Source organism: Falsiroseomonas sp. CW058 (assembly GCF_050563535.1).
Classification (GTDB): Bacteria; Pseudomonadota; Alphaproteobacteria; order Acetobacterales; family Acetobacteraceae; genus Falsiroseomonas.
Window position 1 is genome coordinate 23,125 of record NZ_JBNXUO010000009.1, and the last position, 14,687, is coordinate 37,811.

Annotated in this window: 12 protein-coding genes; 5 read left to right on the plus strand and 7 right to left on the minus strand. The window is 74.5% G+C overall.

Annotated elements, in window-relative coordinates; genetic code table 11:
* Nucleotides 1-14: 14 nt before the first annotated feature.
* Complete coding sequence (locus ACK8OX_RS09460) at nucleotides 15-710, minus strand: TetR/AcrR family transcriptional regulator (RefSeq protein WP_430663773.1); 696 nt, start codon at nucleotides 708-710, stop codon at nucleotides 15-17.
* Between the two features lie 128 nt (nucleotides 711-838).
* Between ACK8OX_RS09460 and ACK8OX_RS09465 the strand changes: the two genes are divergently transcribed.
* From ACK8OX_RS09465 to ACK8OX_RS09475, 3 genes are read left to right on the plus strand one after another with little or no spacing between them, the layout of a single operon-like run.
* On the plus strand, nucleotides 839-1,180 hold the full coding sequence (locus ACK8OX_RS09465; RefSeq protein ID WP_430663774.1) for an ArsR/SmtB family transcription factor: 342 nt from the start codon (nucleotides 839-841) through the stop codon (nucleotides 1,178-1,180).
* Nucleotides 1,177-1,614 (plus strand): SRPBCC family protein, encoded by a 438-nt coding sequence (locus tag ACK8OX_RS09470; protein WP_430663775.1) that lies wholly within the window; start codon nucleotides 1,177-1,179, stop codon nucleotides 1,612-1,614. Before ACK8OX_RS09465 ends, ACK8OX_RS09470 begins: the two co-directional genes overlap by 4 nt.
* A 57-nt stretch (nucleotides 1,615-1,671) precedes the next feature.
* Entirely contained in the window at nucleotides 1,672-2,703 is a 1,032-nt protein-coding gene (locus ACK8OX_RS09475; protein ID WP_430663776.1) for an amino acid ABC transporter substrate-binding protein, read from the plus strand.
* A gap of 31 nt (nucleotides 2,704-2,734) precedes the next feature.
* On the opposite strand, the gene ACK8OX_RS09480 is transcribed toward ACK8OX_RS09475, so the two are convergent.
* The 6 genes from ACK8OX_RS09480 to ACK8OX_RS09505 all read right to left on the minus strand — a co-directional run bounded on the left by ACK8OX_RS09480 (nucleotide 2,735) and on the right by ACK8OX_RS09505 (nucleotide 12,611).
* Nucleotides 2,735-4,366, minus strand: coding sequence for an acyl-CoA dehydrogenase family protein (locus ACK8OX_RS09480; RefSeq protein ID WP_430663777.1), 1,632 nt, complete (start codon nucleotides 4,364-4,366; stop codon nucleotides 2,735-2,737).
* Nucleotides 4,363-5,556, minus strand: a complete 1,194-nt coding sequence (locus tag ACK8OX_RS09485; protein WP_430663778.1) for a CoA transferase — start codon at nucleotides 5,554-5,556, stop codon at nucleotides 4,363-4,365. Before ACK8OX_RS09485 ends, ACK8OX_RS09480 begins: the two co-directional genes overlap by 4 nt.
* A gap of 336 nt (nucleotides 5,557-5,892) precedes the next feature.
* Nucleotides 5,893-7,806 carry a DUF6212 domain-containing protein gene (locus ACK8OX_RS09490; protein ID WP_430663779.1) on the minus strand — a complete coding sequence of 638 codons (1,914 nt, stop codon included), beginning with the start codon at nucleotides 7,804-7,806 and terminating at the stop codon, nucleotides 5,893-5,895.
* Nucleotides 7,803-8,954, minus strand: a complete 1,152-nt coding sequence (locus ACK8OX_RS09495; protein ID WP_430663780.1) for a glycosyltransferase family 4 protein — start codon at nucleotides 8,952-8,954, stop codon at nucleotides 7,803-7,805. Before ACK8OX_RS09495 ends, ACK8OX_RS09490 begins: the two co-directional genes overlap by 4 nt.
* Nucleotides 8,947-10,263 (minus strand): UDP-glucose dehydrogenase family protein, encoded by a 1,317-nt coding sequence (locus ACK8OX_RS09500; protein WP_430663781.1) that lies wholly within the window; start codon nucleotides 10,261-10,263, stop codon nucleotides 8,947-8,949. Before ACK8OX_RS09500 ends, ACK8OX_RS09495 begins: the two co-directional genes overlap by 8 nt.
* A gap of 32 nt (nucleotides 10,264-10,295) precedes the next feature.
* Nucleotides 10,296-12,611: a glycosyltransferase gene (locus ACK8OX_RS09505; RefSeq protein ID WP_430663782.1), complete on the minus strand. Its 2,316-nt coding sequence runs from the start codon at nucleotides 12,609-12,611 to the stop codon at nucleotides 10,296-10,298.
* A gap of 215 nt (nucleotides 12,612-12,826) precedes the next feature.
* Between ACK8OX_RS09505 and rpsB the strand changes: the two genes are divergently transcribed.
* Both rpsB and tsf read left to right on the plus strand, forming a co-directional pair.
* A complete protein-coding gene (gene rpsB / locus ACK8OX_RS09510) occupies nucleotides 12,827-13,618 on the plus strand; it encodes a 30S ribosomal protein S2 (RefSeq protein WP_430663783.1) in 792 nt (263 codons plus the stop codon).
* A 108-nt stretch (nucleotides 13,619-13,726) separates the two neighbouring features.
* The gene (tsf, locus tag ACK8OX_RS09515) at nucleotides 13,727-14,635 is read left to right on the plus strand and encodes a translation elongation factor Ts (RefSeq protein ID WP_430663784.1); all 909 of its coding nucleotides are present in this window, start codon (nucleotides 13,727-13,729) and stop codon (nucleotides 14,633-14,635) included.
* The last annotated feature ends 52 nt before the right edge of the window (nucleotides 14,636-14,687 follow it).

Below are 14,687 nucleotides of genomic sequence, written 5' to 3' on the forward strand. Positions count from 1 at the left end.
GGGTGGGCCGGGTGCTACCGCCGGCGGCCGGGGCGCTGGACGGCGGCGGCGCGGTTGCGGGCCGGGGCGGGGCGGGGCGGCGCCTTGGCCGCCGGGCGGGCCTGCACCATCGCCAGCACCAGGCGGGACATTTCCTCGGCCAGGTCCGGCAGCCCCAGGCGTCCGTTCGGCCGGTACCAGACATAGGCCCAGCTCACCATGCCGCCGATCGCCAGCGCCGCCAGCGCCGGGTCGGCGACCTGGAACTCGCCGCTTTCCACCCCTTCGGCCAGCAGGGCACCGAGCTTGCGGTCGAAGTCGCGCCGCATCCCGCTGATGCGCTCGAAGTCCTGCGGCAGCAGGTTCTTCTCCTCGCGCGCGAAGATCGCGATGTGCTTCTGGCTCTCCAGCACCGCCGTGACGAAGCGCCGGCCAAGCTCCGCGAGCTTGCCGCCCGGCGGGAGGTCGAGGGCGAGGACGCCGTCCATCGCCCGCATCGCCGAGGCGATCCCGCGGGAGCAGATCTCCGCCAGCAATTCGCTTTTCGAGCTGAAATGGGCGTAGATGAAGGGCTTGGTGACGCCCAGGCGCTCGGCCACCGAATCGAGCGTGGTGTTCTCGTAGCCGCGTTCGTAGAACAGCTCGACCGCGGCGGTGATGGTGCGCTCGCGCTTCAGGGTCGCCACTTCGTCGCGGATGCCCATGGCGGGGGCGGAGGTCGGGGTCGTCATGGGAGGCGCGTTCACCCTCGTCCCGGGCGGTATGAATTTCAACCCAATACCAGTCTTCGCTACCGCGGGCCAGCGCGGCCTGCGCCACGCCTTGAAGCCCGGCACGCCGCGCAGTTATACTTAACCGCATGATGAAGGATCACGCGGCGGCGGCCCCCGGCCTGGACCGCGTCTTCGCCGCCCTCGCCGACCCCACCCGCCGCGCCATCGTGGAGCGCCTGGACGCGGAGGAGGCGCTGTCGGTCAGCGAGCTTGCCCGGCCGCTGCCGATCTCGCTGCCTGCCGTGATGAAGCACCTCGACGTGCTGGAAGGCGCGGGCCTGGTCGCGCGGCGCAAGCAGGGCCGCGTGGTGACCTGCCGGCTGACGCCGGCGCCGATGGAGGATGCGATGGCCTGGCTCGCCCGCCACCAGCGATTCTGGACCGAGAGCCTCGACCGCCTGGCCGCGACGCTGGAGCGCGAGGGATGAGCGCGGCGGTGGAGCCCGCGATCACGCTGGTGAAGCGCATCCGCGCCGCGCCCGCGCGGGTCTGGGACGCCTTCACCCGTGCCGAGGCGATGATGGTGTGGTTCGGTCCGCACCACACGCGCGCCGAGGCGGCGGAGGCGGACCCCCGCCCTGGCGGCCGCTTCCGCGTGGTCCTGCGGGAGGATGGCGGGGCGCGGCACGAGGTCTCGGGCCGCTACCTCGCGGTGGAGCCGGGGGCACGGCTGGTCTTCGACTGGGCCTGGAGCGTGGCGCCCGAACGCGTGTCCCGCGTCACCGTCGCGTTCCGGGACGTGGCGGAGGGGACCGAGGTGACCGTCACCCATGACCGCTTCGCCGATGCCGACACCGCGACGCGGCATGTCCGCGGCTGGACGGAAAGCCTCGAGCGGTTGGCGGCGCACTTGGGCGGCTGACGAAACCCGCCGCCTTCCGGCGGGTTCGCCCGGCTGCACATCCCGAGGAGCCCGCGCATGATCCGCCATGTCCTGACGCTGTCGCTGGCGCTCTGCGCCGCGCCCGCCTTCGCCCAGCAGCCCGCGCCGCCGCCGGGCGGGGCCGACACGCTGGCCGCGGTGCGCGGCCGCGGCCAGCTCGCCTGCGGCGTCTCGACCGGCGTCGTCGGGCTGTCGCAGGCGGATGCGCGGGGCGAGTGGCGCGGGCTCGACGCCGATATCTGCCGCGCGGTCGCCGCAGCCGTCCTCGGCGATGGTGGCCGCGTGCGCTTCGTGCCGACCACGCCGCAGACCCGCTTCACCGCGCTGCAATCGGGCGAGGTCGACATCCTGTCCCGCAACACCACCTGGTCCTTCGCGCGCGACGTGCCGATCGGGCTCAGCTTCGTCGGGGTCGCGATGCATGACGGACAGGGCTTCATCGTCCGGCGCGAGGCGAACCTGGCCAGCGCGAGGGAACTGGACGGCGCCACCATCTGCCTCCAGCCCGGCACGACGACGGAGCTGAACCTGGCGGACTGGGCCCGCAGCAACCGCATCACCTTCACGCCCGTGGTGATCGAGAGCTTCCAGGAGGTGACGCGCGCCTTCTTCTCCGGCCGCTGCGACGCCTACACCACCGACCGCTCCGGCCTGGCGTCCATCCGGGTCGGGCAGGGACCGCGCGCGCAGGACTACGTGATCCTGCCCGAGACGGTGGGCGCGGAGCCGCTCGGCCCGCTGGTGCGCAAGGGCGATCCGCGCTGGTTCGACATCGCCCGCTGGACGCTCAACGCGCTGATCGCGGCCGAGGAGCATGGCGTGACGCAGGCCAATGCCGAAGCCCGCGCGCGGGAGGACCAGAACCCCGAGGTGCAGCGCCTGCTGGGCCGCACCGGCGAATTCGGGGCGGCGATGGGCCTCGACAATGCATGGGCGCTGAACGCGATCCGCGCCGTCGGCAACTACGGCGAGATCTGGCAGCGCAACATGCAGCCGATCGGGCTCGACCGCGGCGCCAACCGGCTGGCGCGCGACGGCGGGCTGATGTGGTCGCCGCCCTTCCGGTAGGGAATGCGCGGCGCCGATCGGGGCGGGGCGGTCAGTTCACCCGCCCCAGCATCCCGCGCGCGATGATGTGGGCCTGGATCTCCGCCGCGCCCTCGAAGATGGACAGCACCCGCGCGTCGCAGAAGACGCGGCTGATCGGGTATTCCACCGCATAGCCGTTGCCGCCATGGATCTGCAGCGCGGCATCCGCATTGGCGAAGGCGACGCGCGCGGCAAGCAGCTTCGCCATCCCCGCCTCCACGTCGCAGCGGCGGCCCGCATCCTTCTCCTTCGCCGCGAAGTAGGTGAGCTGGCGGGCCATCATCGTCTCCGCCGCCATCATCGCCAGCTTCGCCTGCACGCGTGGGAAGTGCAGGATCGCCTTGCCGAACTGCACGCGGTCCTTCGCATAGCCTAGCCCGAGCGCCAGCGCGTTCTGCGCGACGCCGAGCGCGCGGGCGGCGGTCTGGATGCGCGCGCTCTCGAAGGTCTCCATCAGCTGGCGGAAGCCCTGGCCCTCGACGCCGCCCAGCAGGTTCTCCGCCGGCACCTCGAACCCCTCGAAGGCGATCTCGTATTCGCGCATGCCGCGATAGCCCAGCACATGGATCTCGGTGCCCGACATGCCGGGGGCGGGGAAGGGGTCGTCCTCGGTGCCGCGGGGCTTCGGCGCGATCAGCATGGACAGCCCGCGGTGGCCCGGCGCGTCCGGGTTGGTGCGTACCAGCAGCGTCATCACGTCGCTGCGGCTGCCATGGGTGATCCAGGTCTTGGCGCCGTGCACGCGGTAGACATCGCCGTCCCGCACCGCGCGGGTGCGCAGGTTGGCCAGGTCGCTGCCCGTGTTCGGCTCGGTGAACACCGCCGTCGGCAGGATCTCGCCCGCAGCGATGCCGGGCAGCCAGCGCGCCTTCTGCGCCGGCGTGCCATTCAGCCCGATCAGCTCCCCCGCGATCTCGCTGCGGGTGCCGAGAGAGCCGACGCCGACATAGCCCTCACTCAGCATCTCGCTCACCAGGCACATCGCGACCTTGCCGAGCCCGAGCCCGCCATGTTCCTCCGCGATCGTCACGCCGAAGACGCCGAGATCGCCGAGCCTTCGGATCAGCGGCAGCGGGATCAGCGCGTTCTGCTTGTGCCAGTCCTGCGCATGGGGCGCGACCTCGGCTGCGGTGAAGCGGGCGAACTGCTCGCGCAGCGCCGCCATCGCCTCGTCCTCGACCGCGACATCTCCGAAGTCGCCGGCCGCCAGCGCCGCCGACAGCGCGGCGCGCGCGCCGGGCAGGCGGGCGGCGAGCGTCGCGACGGCGGCCGAGAGCGGCGCCACCCGTTCCGGCGCGATGCCGAGATCGGCGGGGCGCGCGGCCTCCACCTGGCTCATCGGGATGCCGCCGGCGATCTGCGCGCCGTATTCGGCGAAGCCCAGCGCCAGCAGGGCCTGTTCGGTGGCGCGGAAGGCGCCGCCCGCCTCCAGTCGTTCGGCCCAGCGCAGCGTCTCGCGCAGGGCCGCGGCATAGGTGGCCTGCCAGGCGAGGCCGTGGGCGGCAAGCTGCTCAGCCTCCAGCGCCGCCCCGTCCAGCCGGCCGCCCGGCGCGACGCGCGCGGCGACGGCGGCGCGGCCCTGCTCCACCAGGGCCTCGGCCGCGCCCAGCACGGCGCGGCATTCCTCGATCAGCGTGCTCATTCCCGGTCCTTCGGAAGAATGCCGGCGGCGCGCTGCGCCGCGATCTCGTCCGCCCCCATGCCGAGCCAGCCGCCCAGCACCGCATCCGTGTCCGCGCCCAGCACCGGGGCCGGCCGCGGCGGGGGGGACGGCATCAGCGGCGCGCGCGGCGCCAGCAGCCGCCCGACGCCCGGCTGCTCGATCTCGGCGAAGAGCGGGTTGGCGGCGGAACAGCGCGGATCCTCCCGCGCCATCTGGCCGAAATCCTGGTACGGCCCCCACAGCACGCCGCTGCCGTCCAGCGCGGCGCGCACCTCCTCCAGCGTGCGGGCGGCGAACCAGGGGGCGAGCACGGCGGCGATCGCCTCCCGCGCCTCGTACCGCCCGCCCTCGTCATCCAGGTCCACGCCCATCAGCGGGCCGACCATGGCGAGCCTCTCCGCCAGGCCCGTCGCCATGCCGATGGCGCGCCATTGCCGGTTGGAGATGGCGGCGAGCATGACATGGCGCCCGTCGCGGGTCGCGAAGTCGCGCCCGAAGGCGCCGTAGAGCCAGTTGCCGAGGGGCGGGCGCACATGCCCGTTCACCTGCACATCCGCGAGGTAGCCGAGATTGGCGGCGGTGGCATAGGCCACGTCGGACAGCGCCAGCGTCACCTCCCCCCCTTCACCTGTCCGCGTGCGGCGCCTCTCCGCGCCGAGCAGCCCGGTGCAGAGATAGAGCCCCGCCGCCACGTCCCAGGCCGGCAGCACATGGTTCACCGGCGCCGCATCGGCCCCCGTCGCGACCGGGAAGCCCACCGCGGCGTTCACCGTGTAGTCGATGGCGTTGCCGCCATCATGCGTCCCGGTCAGCCGCAGCATGATGAGGTCGCGCCGGCGCTGGCGCAGCGTGGCGTAGGACATCCAGCCCTCCGCCGCCGGCAGGTTGGTCAGCAGCACGCCGGCCTCGGCGATCAGGCGCGCCGCGATCTCCCGCCCCTCCGGCTTGTCGAGCGCGAGGGAGACGCTGCGCTTCCCCTTGTTCAGCCCCGCCCAGTAGAGGCTGGTTCCGGACGGCGCGAGCGGCCAGCGGCCGATGTCGATGTTGCCGCCGATCGGGTCGATCCGCACCACCTCCGCGCCGAGCTGCGCGAGCGTCATCCCCCCGATCGGCGCGGCGACGAAGGCCGACACCTCGACCACGCGGAGCCCTTCGAGCAACCCGGTCATGGTGCGTCGCCCGGGTGGGCGGGGCAGGCGGGCAGGTCGGGCATGGCGGGACTCCGCTGGCGGTCTCTCGTGCCGCGGGTGGATAGCCCGGCGCGGCGGGAAGGGCGAGGCGGGGAGGGTGACCGCGGTGCCACGGATCATGCCGGCCGGCGGCAATGGCCGATCCATGCGGCCGGTGCAGCCGGCCGAGCGCCCGAATGGGCGCCGCCGCAGGTGCGGCGAAGCCGAGCGCCGGAGGCGCGCTGGCGTCTGAAGCATGAAGTGCGTCAGCACTTCATGAGCCAAGTCTGAGGGCGCGAAAAGGCATAGGCCGGTCATCGAAGATGACCGGCCGTATCAGGCGCCCGCGCCGCGCGCCGCCGCCACCGCGGCCTCGAGCTTCCGCGCCCGGTCCGCCCAGGCCGCGGCCTCGCCCTGCTCCAGCCCGGCCGCGGCGGCGGCGCGGCCGGCCAGCACCGGCAGCACCTCCATCAGCGCCGCGACCAGCGCCCGGTCATGCGAGGTGGCGAGCAGGCCGAGCTGGCCGGCCGTGCCGTCCGATTCCAGCCGCCAGAACGGCCCGAACTGGTCCATCCCCGTGCCCGGCCAGGCATCGAACATCTGCGGCCAGCCCCGCGCCTCGCGGAATTCGAGGCCGATGGTCCCCCGGCGGTCGAACAGCTTCGTCCGCACCTGCCGCCACAGCCCGGCGGGCGCGACCAGCCCCATCAGCAGCACGTCGAAATGCCGGTAGGTGCCATCGGCATTCACCAGGTGCTGCTGCAGCTTCAGGTCCTGGAACGCGGTCGCGGCGGCGGGCGCGGGCTCCGCCATCGGTGCGGGCGCGGCCTCCTGCGGCTCCGCGCCCGGCGAGGCGGCGGCAAGCTTCGGATGCGGCGGCGCGACGCGGAAGCCCGTGCCCGGCATGGCGACGCTGAAGGCCTGCACCGGGGACGCCGGGGATGCGGCGGAAGCCGGCGCGGACAGCCGCCCCGCCTCGGCCGGCGGCACGCGCCGGCGTTCCCCCGCGAGGCCGGCGAGCAGCATGACGCGGGACAGTTCCACCACCGCCGGCAGGTCACCGCCATTGCGGATGGACAGCGCGGCTGCGGTGGGCGTCGCCGGCAGCGGCAGGGAGATGCCGAGCGTGCCGTCCTCCGCCATCGGCCGCCAGCCGGAATCGACCGCGGCCGCCCTGCCGTCCAGGCGCAGCGCCGCCTGCACCCGCGCCGCGCGCCCGGTGCGGCAGGCCAGGGCCAGGCGCAGCAATTCCGCCGGGCCGGCGGGGATGGCGGGCAGGGCCACCCCCGCCTCGGCGCCCGCCGCGATCTCCAGCAGCAGCCGCCCCGGCTCCTCCCCCACCGCGATGCGTTCCGCCTTGGCGCCCTCGACCGCCGCTTCCTCCAGGCCCGGCAACGCCATGGGCAGGCCGGCGGAAGGCGCGGCATCCAGCGCGGCCCAGTCGCAGTGGCGCGGCATGACGTGTCGGCCGGGCGCGCTGGTCCAGGCGCGCAGCGCCACCGCCGCATCCTCCAGCGGGCTGCCCGCCGACAGCGCCAGGCGGTCGCCCGGCGCGACCTCCGCTGCGACTTCCAGGGTGGCCTCGGCCGCGCCGATCCGCAGCGGTTCGGGCAGGTCGAAGGTGATCCAGCCCGGCGCCAGCGCCGCGCCCGGCACCACCCAGGCGCCGTGGATGCGCCCTTCCGCCACCAGCCGGACCCGCAGCAGCGAAGCGTCGCCCGCCTGCGCTTCCGCCAGGTGCAGCGCGACCGCGCAGAGTCCCTCGGCCGGGCGGCCCAGCGGCTGGACGATGCGCGGCGGCGCGGGCGGCGCGCCGGGAAGGGGCGGCACCTCCAGCAGCGGCGCCGGCAGCGGCGGTGTGCGGTGGCCCAGCAGGCGCTGCGCGGCATCCCGCGCGGTCTCCGCCGCCTCCGCCGCGTCCCGCGCGCGCCGCGCCTCCTCCGCCAGCAGCCCGAGCAGCGCCGGCAGCGGGTCCGGCCCGTGCAGCGCGGGCAGGCCCGGCGGCAGCAGCGGCGCGATCCGCGCGGCGCCGTCCTCCTCCGCCGCGACCAGCGCCAGCAGCCGCGCGCCTGGCGGCAGCGCGACCAGGCCGGCCGGCGCGGCCCCCGGGCGCAGCAGCGCGCCGTCGCGCCATTCCAGCGCCAGCAACGCCGGCGGCAGCGCCGGCGCCGCGCCGGGTGCCAGCACGACGGCGAAGGCCCCTTCCTCCAGCAGCGCCGCCGCCGCCGCCTCCACCCGCAGCCCGATCATGCCGCCCGATCCCCCACCGCCATGCAGGCCGCCCGCAGCAGGCCGAGCATGCGTTCCACCGCCAGGTCCCAGTCCTGCCGCGCGGCATGGGCCGCCGCGGCCTCCACCATGCCCGCCGTGCCGGCGGGATCGGCCAGCACCCCCTCCAGCGCCGCGGCCAGGGCGCCGGGTTCGGCCTCGGCGATGCGCGCCAGGTCGAACATCCGGTCGTCCAGCGCCTCCAGCGCGGCCTCGGTCGCGACCACCGGGCAGCGATGGGCGGCGGCTTCCAGGAAGACCAGCGGCGCGCCTTCCCGCCGGGACGGCAGCAGCAGCGCATCGGCGGCCAGGTACCAGGTGCCCGCATCGGCGACGGGGCCGATCACCCGCAGCAGGCCGCGCGGGTCGTCCGCGGCCCGCGCTTCGAGCAGGCCGCGCAGCGGCCCGTCCCCCAGGCAGGCCAGGACGGCGCCGAGCCGCCCCGACACCGCGGGCAGCAGGTCCGCGCCCTTCGCCTCCTCCAGCCGTCCGACGAACAGCACGAGCCCCGCCTCGGGCGCGAGCCCGAAGGAGGAGCGCATGGTGGCGCGCACCATGGCGCGGTCCAGCGCCGCCGGCGCCGGGGCCGGGTTGGGCAGCACGGCCACCCGCGCGGCCGGCACGCCGAAGGCGCGCGCGATGCGGAAGGCGGTAGGGGCCGAGACGGCGGCCAGGGCGCAGCCCGACGCCCCGATCGCGCCGCGCGCCGCGGCGACCGCGGCCGGCACCGGGCCGTCATCCGCCAGATGCGCCAGCACCACCCGCGGCAGCCCCGCCGCGGCGAGCGCGCGCATCAGGCCGAGCCCGGCATCCGGCCAGGGCAGCGGCAGCAGGGCCATGTCGGGCGCGTGTCCGGCGATCAGCCGCGCGCCTTCCGCCGCCTGCCGCGCCTCGTTCGCATCGGCGCCCGCCGCCTCCGGGCCGATCGCCGCGGCCTCCAGCGCGACCCCGGGGCCGAGATGCGGCCGCAGCGCATCGTGCAGCGCGGGCTCGGCCGCCAGCGTCACCGCCAGGCCGCGGCCGGCGAGGTGCGTGCAGAGCGCCGCCGTGTGGCGTTCCGTCCCGCCCATGCGGGTGGAGGGCAGCGCGACCAGCAGGCGGGAGAGGCGCCGCACCGCCGGCTCAGCCATGCCGGTGCGGCCGGCCGATGCTGGTGTAGTCGAAGCCGAGCCGCGCGATCTCCTCCGGCCGGTAGATGTTGCGGAGATCCACCACCACCCGCCCGCGCATCGCTTGCAGCAAACGCTTGAGGTCGAGCGCGCGATAGGCGTCCCATTCGGTGACGATCACCAGCGCGTCCGCGCCATGCGCCGCGGCATAGGGTCCGTCCGCCAGTTGCAGCCAGGGCATCAGCGCCTGCGCGTTCGGCCCCGCCACCGGGTCATGCGCCACGATCTCGGCGCCCATCTCCCGCAGCGCCGGCAGCAGCGCCAGCGCCGGCGCGTCGCGCATGTCGTCGGTGTTCGGCTTGAAGGCGAGCCCGAGCACCGCCACGCGCCGCCCCGCCGCGCTGCCGCCGAGCGCCTGCGCCACCCGCCCGGCCAGGCCGGCCTTCCGCGCCTCGTTCACCGCGACCGTCGTCTCCACCAGCCGCAGCGGCGCGCCGGCCTGCTGCCCGGTCTGCATCAGCGCCAGCGTGTCTTTCGGGAAGCAACTGCCGCCGAAGCCGGGCCCGGCATGGAGGAATTTCGACCCGATGCGGTTGTCGAGCCCGATCCCGCGCGCGACCTCCTGCACGTCGGCGCCGACCCGGTCGCAGAGATCGGCGATCTCGTTGATGAAGGTGATCTTGGTGGCGAGGAAGGCGTTCGCCGCATACTTGATCAGCTCGGAGGTCCGGCGCGACGTGAACATCACCGGCGCGCGGTTCAGGTTCAGCGGGCGGTAGACGCGCTCCATCACCTCCCGCGCGCGCGGGTCGTCGGTGCCGACCACCACGCGGTCGGGGCGCTTGAAATCCTCGATCGCCGCGCCCTCGCGCAGGAATTCGGGGTTTGAGACGACGGCGAATTCCGCGTCGGGGCGCAGGTCGCGGATGGTGCGCTCCACCTCGTCGCCGGTGCCGACGGGGACGGTGGACTTGGTCACCACCACCGCGAAGCCGTCAAGCACGGCCGCGATCTCGCGCGCCGCGCCGAACACGTAGGACAGGTCGGCGAAGCCGTCGCCGCGGCGCGACGGCGTGCCGACCGCGATGAAGATCACCTCCGCATCCCTCGCGCCCTCGCGCAGGTCCGTGGTGAAGGACAGGCGCCCGGCCTTGACGTTGGCATCGACCAGCGCATCCAGCCCCGGTTCCCAGATCGGGATCTCGCCGCGCTGCAACGCCTCGATCTTCGCCGCATCGCGGTCGAGGCAGACGACCTCATGTCCGAAGTCGGAGAAGCAGGCACCGGAGACGAGCCCGACATAGCCGGTGCCGACCATCAGGATTCGCATTCTCTCTCCGGTCCGCTTCGCTGCCGGGCGTGTTAGCCCAAGGCGCGCGGAGCGCCAACCGGCGCGGCCAGCTGCCAGGGCGGGGGCACGCCGCGCGCCAGCTCCGCGATGGCGCGCATCGCGGGGTCAAGCGCGCCCGGCCCGAAGCGCCGCCGCCCGAAGGCCAGCGCCGCTTCCCCCATGGCGCGGCGAAGCCCGGCATCGCGCACCAGCGCGGCGAGCGCCGCGGTGAACTCCGCGCGATCGGCCGCCAGCGCATAGGCGACCCCCGCGCCGCCGGCGATGCCGGTCAGCGCCTCGGCCGTCAGCACGCTCGGCAGGCCGCGGCACAGGTATTCCACCGTCTTGATCTTCAGCCCCCCGCCATAGGCCACCGGGTTCACCGCGACGTCGAGCGCATCGAGGAAGGCGTGCTGGTCCGCCACCTCCCCATGCAGGACCACGCCGGGGCGCGCCGGCATCTCCGCGCAGACCCCGCCCGCGACATGCAGCTCCGCCCCCAGCCCCTCGATCGCCGGCCAGACCTGGTCCAGCAGCCAGCGCAGCCCGTCGCGGTTCATCGGGCTGTCGCCGCCGAGGAAGCCGACGCGGACCGCCGACCCCGGCGGCGACCCGGCGGCGCGGGGCAGGGCGGGCAGGGCGTGCGGCGCGGTCAGCACCCGCCCGGGCAGCAGCGCCTCCAGCCAGCGCGCCTCCTCCGGCTGGATCGCCAGCACCAGCGCGAAGGAGGAGAGGATGCGCAGCTCCTCCGAGGTGGAGACCTGCAGGAAGTGCTCCTGCCCGAAGCGGCGGAAGTTCCGCGCCCGCAGCGACATCACGTCATGCGTGTCGAGCACCGTCAGCGCCGGCATGGCCGGGGCGAGGCGCAGCCAGGACAGGCGCAGGTATTCGATCACCACCGCCTGCGGCGGATGTTCCAGCAGATGCGCCCCGAGCGCGGCGAGGAGGCCGCCGTCGAAGCGCGCGCGTTCGAACGGCGTCAGGCCCCAGGGGCGTTCGGCCGGCGGCAGCGCCTCCGGCACGAAGACGCGGCCGCGCCGGCCGAGATGGCGGCCCGCCGCCTCCCGCCCCGCCGCGTCGATCGGGCCGCAGAAGAACAGGTCCACGTCCATCGGCCCCGCCGCCGCCCGCGCCAGCGCCGCGATGCGCGCCTGGTTGCCGAGGCTGGTGCGCCAGAAGGGAATGTCGGTGACCAGCAGCATCCGCGGCCGGTCCCCTGCCAGGGCCAGCGCCTTCGGGCTGGCGAGCACCGCGCGCGCGCCCGCCACTTCCGCCGCATAGCGCCGGTGGAGCGCCGCGGAGGCGGCGGCGACCTCGGCACGGAAGGCGGCGTCCGCGACGAAGCGGCGGGTGAGGGCCGCCACCTCCGCCGCGTCGCGCGCGGCATGGAAGGCGGCCTCGGCCGGCAGGCCGGCGAAGGCCTCCACGGTGCCGATCACCGGGCGGCCGCGGGCCAGCGCCTCCACCGTCTTGATCTTCAGCCCGGTGCCGCCCTCATGCGGGTTCACCACCAGGTCCACCGCGGCAAGCAGCGCATCCGCATCCTCCACCGGGCCGAGCAGGCGCAGCCCCGCGCCGGGGCGCAGGTCCCGCCCCGCGGCGCCGGCCACCACCACCTCCCCCCCCATCGCCGCCAGCCCCGCCGGGTCCAGCGCCGCGAGGAAACGGCCGAGCGCGCGGGTGTTCAGCGGGTTGGCGCTGCCGAGATAGCCGATCGCCACCCAGCCATCCGGCGCGCGCGGCGGCAGCGGCGGGCGCGGGTCGGCCGGCAGGTGGCCAAGGGTGAGCACCGGCGCGCGGGTGCGCCCGCGCAGGGTCGCCGCCTCCTCCGCCTGGATCGCCAGCACCAGGCCGGCACGGTCCAGGCCGCGCGCCTCCTCCGCCGCGGTGGTGGCGAAGAAGCGGTTCTCCAGCCCGAGCGCCTCCAGCGCCTCGGCCCGGCCGGCGAAGACGTCATGCGTGTCGATCACCTTCGCCACGCCATCGTGGAAGAACTCCAGCGCGCGGGAGAGGAAGACGTATTCCACCAGCACGAGGTCGAAGCCCGGATCGCGCGCGGCCAGCGCGGCGAAGGCGGCCTCGGCCTCCGGCATGATCCAGTCGTCGATCGCGTTCAGCGCGCCGAGGCTGCGGCGTTCCCGCGCCCGGTCATGCGGCACCTCCACCACCTCGTCCCAGGCCGCCCGCATCGCGCCGAGGGCGGCGAGGGAGGGGGCCTCGCGCGTCAGCAGGCACAGATGCACGGCATGGCCCGCGGCCTTCAGCCCGGCCAGCAGGGCATGGATGCGGGCCCGGTTGCCGGCATCCTGCGGGTGGCTGGGGGTGGGCGAGACGACGAGGATGCGCATCGGCCGGGAAGGATAGACGTCCTTCGGCTTGCCGAAAGGGGCCGGTTGGGGCATAGACGCCGCGCCGGCCCGGGGACCCCTCCGGGGCGGCAAATCCGCACGCGGTGCACCCTTCCAGTCCTCCGGGGCCGACAAGGGTCCGGTCCCCGTCACCCACGGGGGCGGCGCCGCGGAGGCAGAACCGGACCACTGGAAGCTAGGAAGGATCTCGCCCGATGGCGATGCCCGACGTCACCCTGCGCGGCCTGCTCGAGGCCGGCGTGCATTTCGGCCACCACACGCGCCGCTGGAACCCGAAGATGGCGCCGTACATCTTCGGCGTCCGCAACCAGGTCCACATCCTGGACCTGCAGCAGTCCGTGCCCATGATGGACCGCGCGCTGCGCGCCATCCGCGACGTGGTGGCCGGCGGCGGCCGCGTGCTGCTGGTCGGCACGAAGAAGGCGGCGGCCGAATACGTGGCCGAAAGCGCCGCGCGCTGCGGCCAGTACTACGTCAACCACCGCTGGCTCGGCGGCATGCTGACCAACTGGAAGACCATCCAGGGCAGCATCAAGCGCCTGAAGCAGATGGAGGAGCGGCTCGGCGGCGACGTGCAGGGCCTGACCAAGAAGGAGGTCCTGATGCTGACGCGCGAGCGCGAGAAGCTCGACCGCGCGCTGGGCGGCATCAAGGACATGGGCGGCCTGCCGGACATCATCTTCGTCATCGACACGGTGAAGGAGAAGCTGGCGATCGAGGAGGCCAACAAGCTCGGCATCCCCGTCGTGGCCGTGGTCGATTCCAACGCCGACCCCTCCGGCATCGCCTTCCCGATCCCGGGCAACGACGACGCGATCCGCGCCATCCACCTCTACTGCGACATGGTCGCGGCGGCGGTGCTGGACGGCATCTCGGCCGAGCTCGGCAATTCCGGCGCCGACCTGGGCGCGCAGGAAGACCTGCCGGTCGAGGCGCTGCCCGACATGGCGCCCGAGATCGCACCGGAACAGCCGGCCGCCGAATGAGTGCCGCGCCCCGCTTCCGCGGGGCGTCCCCAACCTGATGTCGCGGCGCGTCGGATGGCCCGACGCGCCGCGGCCGCGCATGTGACCCTATCTTCGGGAGCTGATTCGATGGCCGAGATCACCGCCGCCCTGGTGCGCGACCTGCGCGAGAAGACCGGCGCCGGCATGATGGACTGCAAGAAGGCGCTGGTGGAGTCGGGCGGCGACATGGAGGCCGCGATCGACTGGCTGCGCAAGAAGGGCCTTTCCGCCGCCGCCAAGAAGTCCGGCCGCGTCGCCGCCGAGGGCCTGGTGGGCGTCGCCTCCGGCCCCAACGTCGCCGCCATGGTCGAGGTGAACGCCGAGACCGACTTCGTCGCCCGCAACGAGACCTTCCAGGCCTTCGTGGCCGAGGTGGCGGGCCTCGCCCTCTCGGTCGGCGACGACGTGGAGAAGCTGAAGGCCGCGACCTATCCCGGGAAGACGCACTCCACGCAGGAGGAGCTGACCCGCCTGATCGCCACCGTCGGCGAGAACATGACGATCCGCCGCGCCAGGGTGCTGACCGTGCCGTCCGGCGTGGTGGCGACCTACATGCACAATGCCGTGAAGCCGGGCCTCGGCAAGATCGGCGTGCTGGTCGCGCTGGAAGCCGCCAACGAGATCGAGGCGCTCGAGACGCTCGGCCGCCAGATCGGCATGCATGTCGCCGCCGCCCGGCCGGAGGCGCTGGAAGTGGACGCCGTCGACCCCTCCGCGCTGGAGCGCGAGAAGGCGGTGCTGCGCGAGCAGGCCGCGACCTCGGGCAAGAAGCCGGAGATCATCGAGAAGATGATCGAGGGCCGCATCCGGAAATACTATGAGGAAGTGGTGCTGCTGGAGCAGGTCTGGGTGCATGACGGCGAGAGCCGGGTGAAGCAGGTCGTGCAGAAGGCCGGCGGCAAGCTGACCGGCTTCGCGCGCTTCCAGCTCGGCGAAGGGATCGAGAAGGGCGCGAGCGACTTCGCGGCCGAGGTCGCGGCCGCGGCCAAGGGCTGAACCGCAGGGCGGCCGCGGCACCCTCCGCGGCCGCCCCCCGGGCGGCGCTTCG

Excerpts from the sequence above, each read along its gene's own strand:
- tsf (WP_430663784.1), top strand. The coding sequence starts at position 13,727 with ATGGCCGAGATCACCGCCGCCCTGGTGCGCGACCTGCGCGAGAAGACC.
- ACK8OX_RS09480 (WP_430663777.1), bottom strand. The coding sequence starts at position 4,366 with ATGAGCACGCTGATCGAGGAATGCCGCGCCGTGCTGGGCGCGGCCGAG.
- rpsB (WP_430663783.1), top strand. The coding sequence starts at position 12,827 with ATGGCGATGCCCGACGTCACCCTGCGCGGCCTGCTCGAGGCCGGCGTG.
- ACK8OX_RS09460 (WP_430663773.1), bottom strand. The coding sequence starts at position 710 with ATGACGACCCCGACCTCCGCCCCCGCCATGGGCATCCGCGACGAAGTG.
- ACK8OX_RS09465 (WP_430663774.1), top strand. The coding sequence starts at position 839 with ATGATGAAGGATCACGCGGCGGCGGCCCCCGGCCTGGACCGCGTCTTC.
- ACK8OX_RS09475 (WP_430663776.1), top strand. The coding sequence starts at position 1,672 with ATGATCCGCCATGTCCTGACGCTGTCGCTGGCGCTCTGCGCCGCGCCC.
- ACK8OX_RS09485 (WP_430663778.1), bottom strand. The coding sequence starts at position 5,556 with ATGACCGGGTTGCTCGAAGGGCTCCGCGTGGTCGAGGTGTCGGCCTTC.
- ACK8OX_RS09505 (WP_430663782.1), bottom strand. The coding sequence starts at position 12,611 with ATGCGCATCCTCGTCGTCTCGCCCACCCCCAGCCACCCGCAGGATGCC.
- ACK8OX_RS09490 (WP_430663779.1), bottom strand. The coding sequence starts at position 7,806 with ATGATCGGGCTGCGGGTGGAGGCGGCGGCGGCGGCGCTGCTGGAGGAA.
- ACK8OX_RS09495 (WP_430663780.1), bottom strand. The coding sequence starts at position 8,954 with ATGGCTGAGCCGGCGGTGCGGCGCCTCTCCCGCCTGCTGGTCGCGCTG.
- ACK8OX_RS09470 (WP_430663775.1), top strand. The coding sequence starts at position 1,177 with ATGAGCGCGGCGGTGGAGCCCGCGATCACGCTGGTGAAGCGCATCCGC.
- ACK8OX_RS09500 (WP_430663781.1), bottom strand. The coding sequence starts at position 10,263 with ATGCGAATCCTGATGGTCGGCACCGGCTATGTCGGGCTCGTCTCCGGT.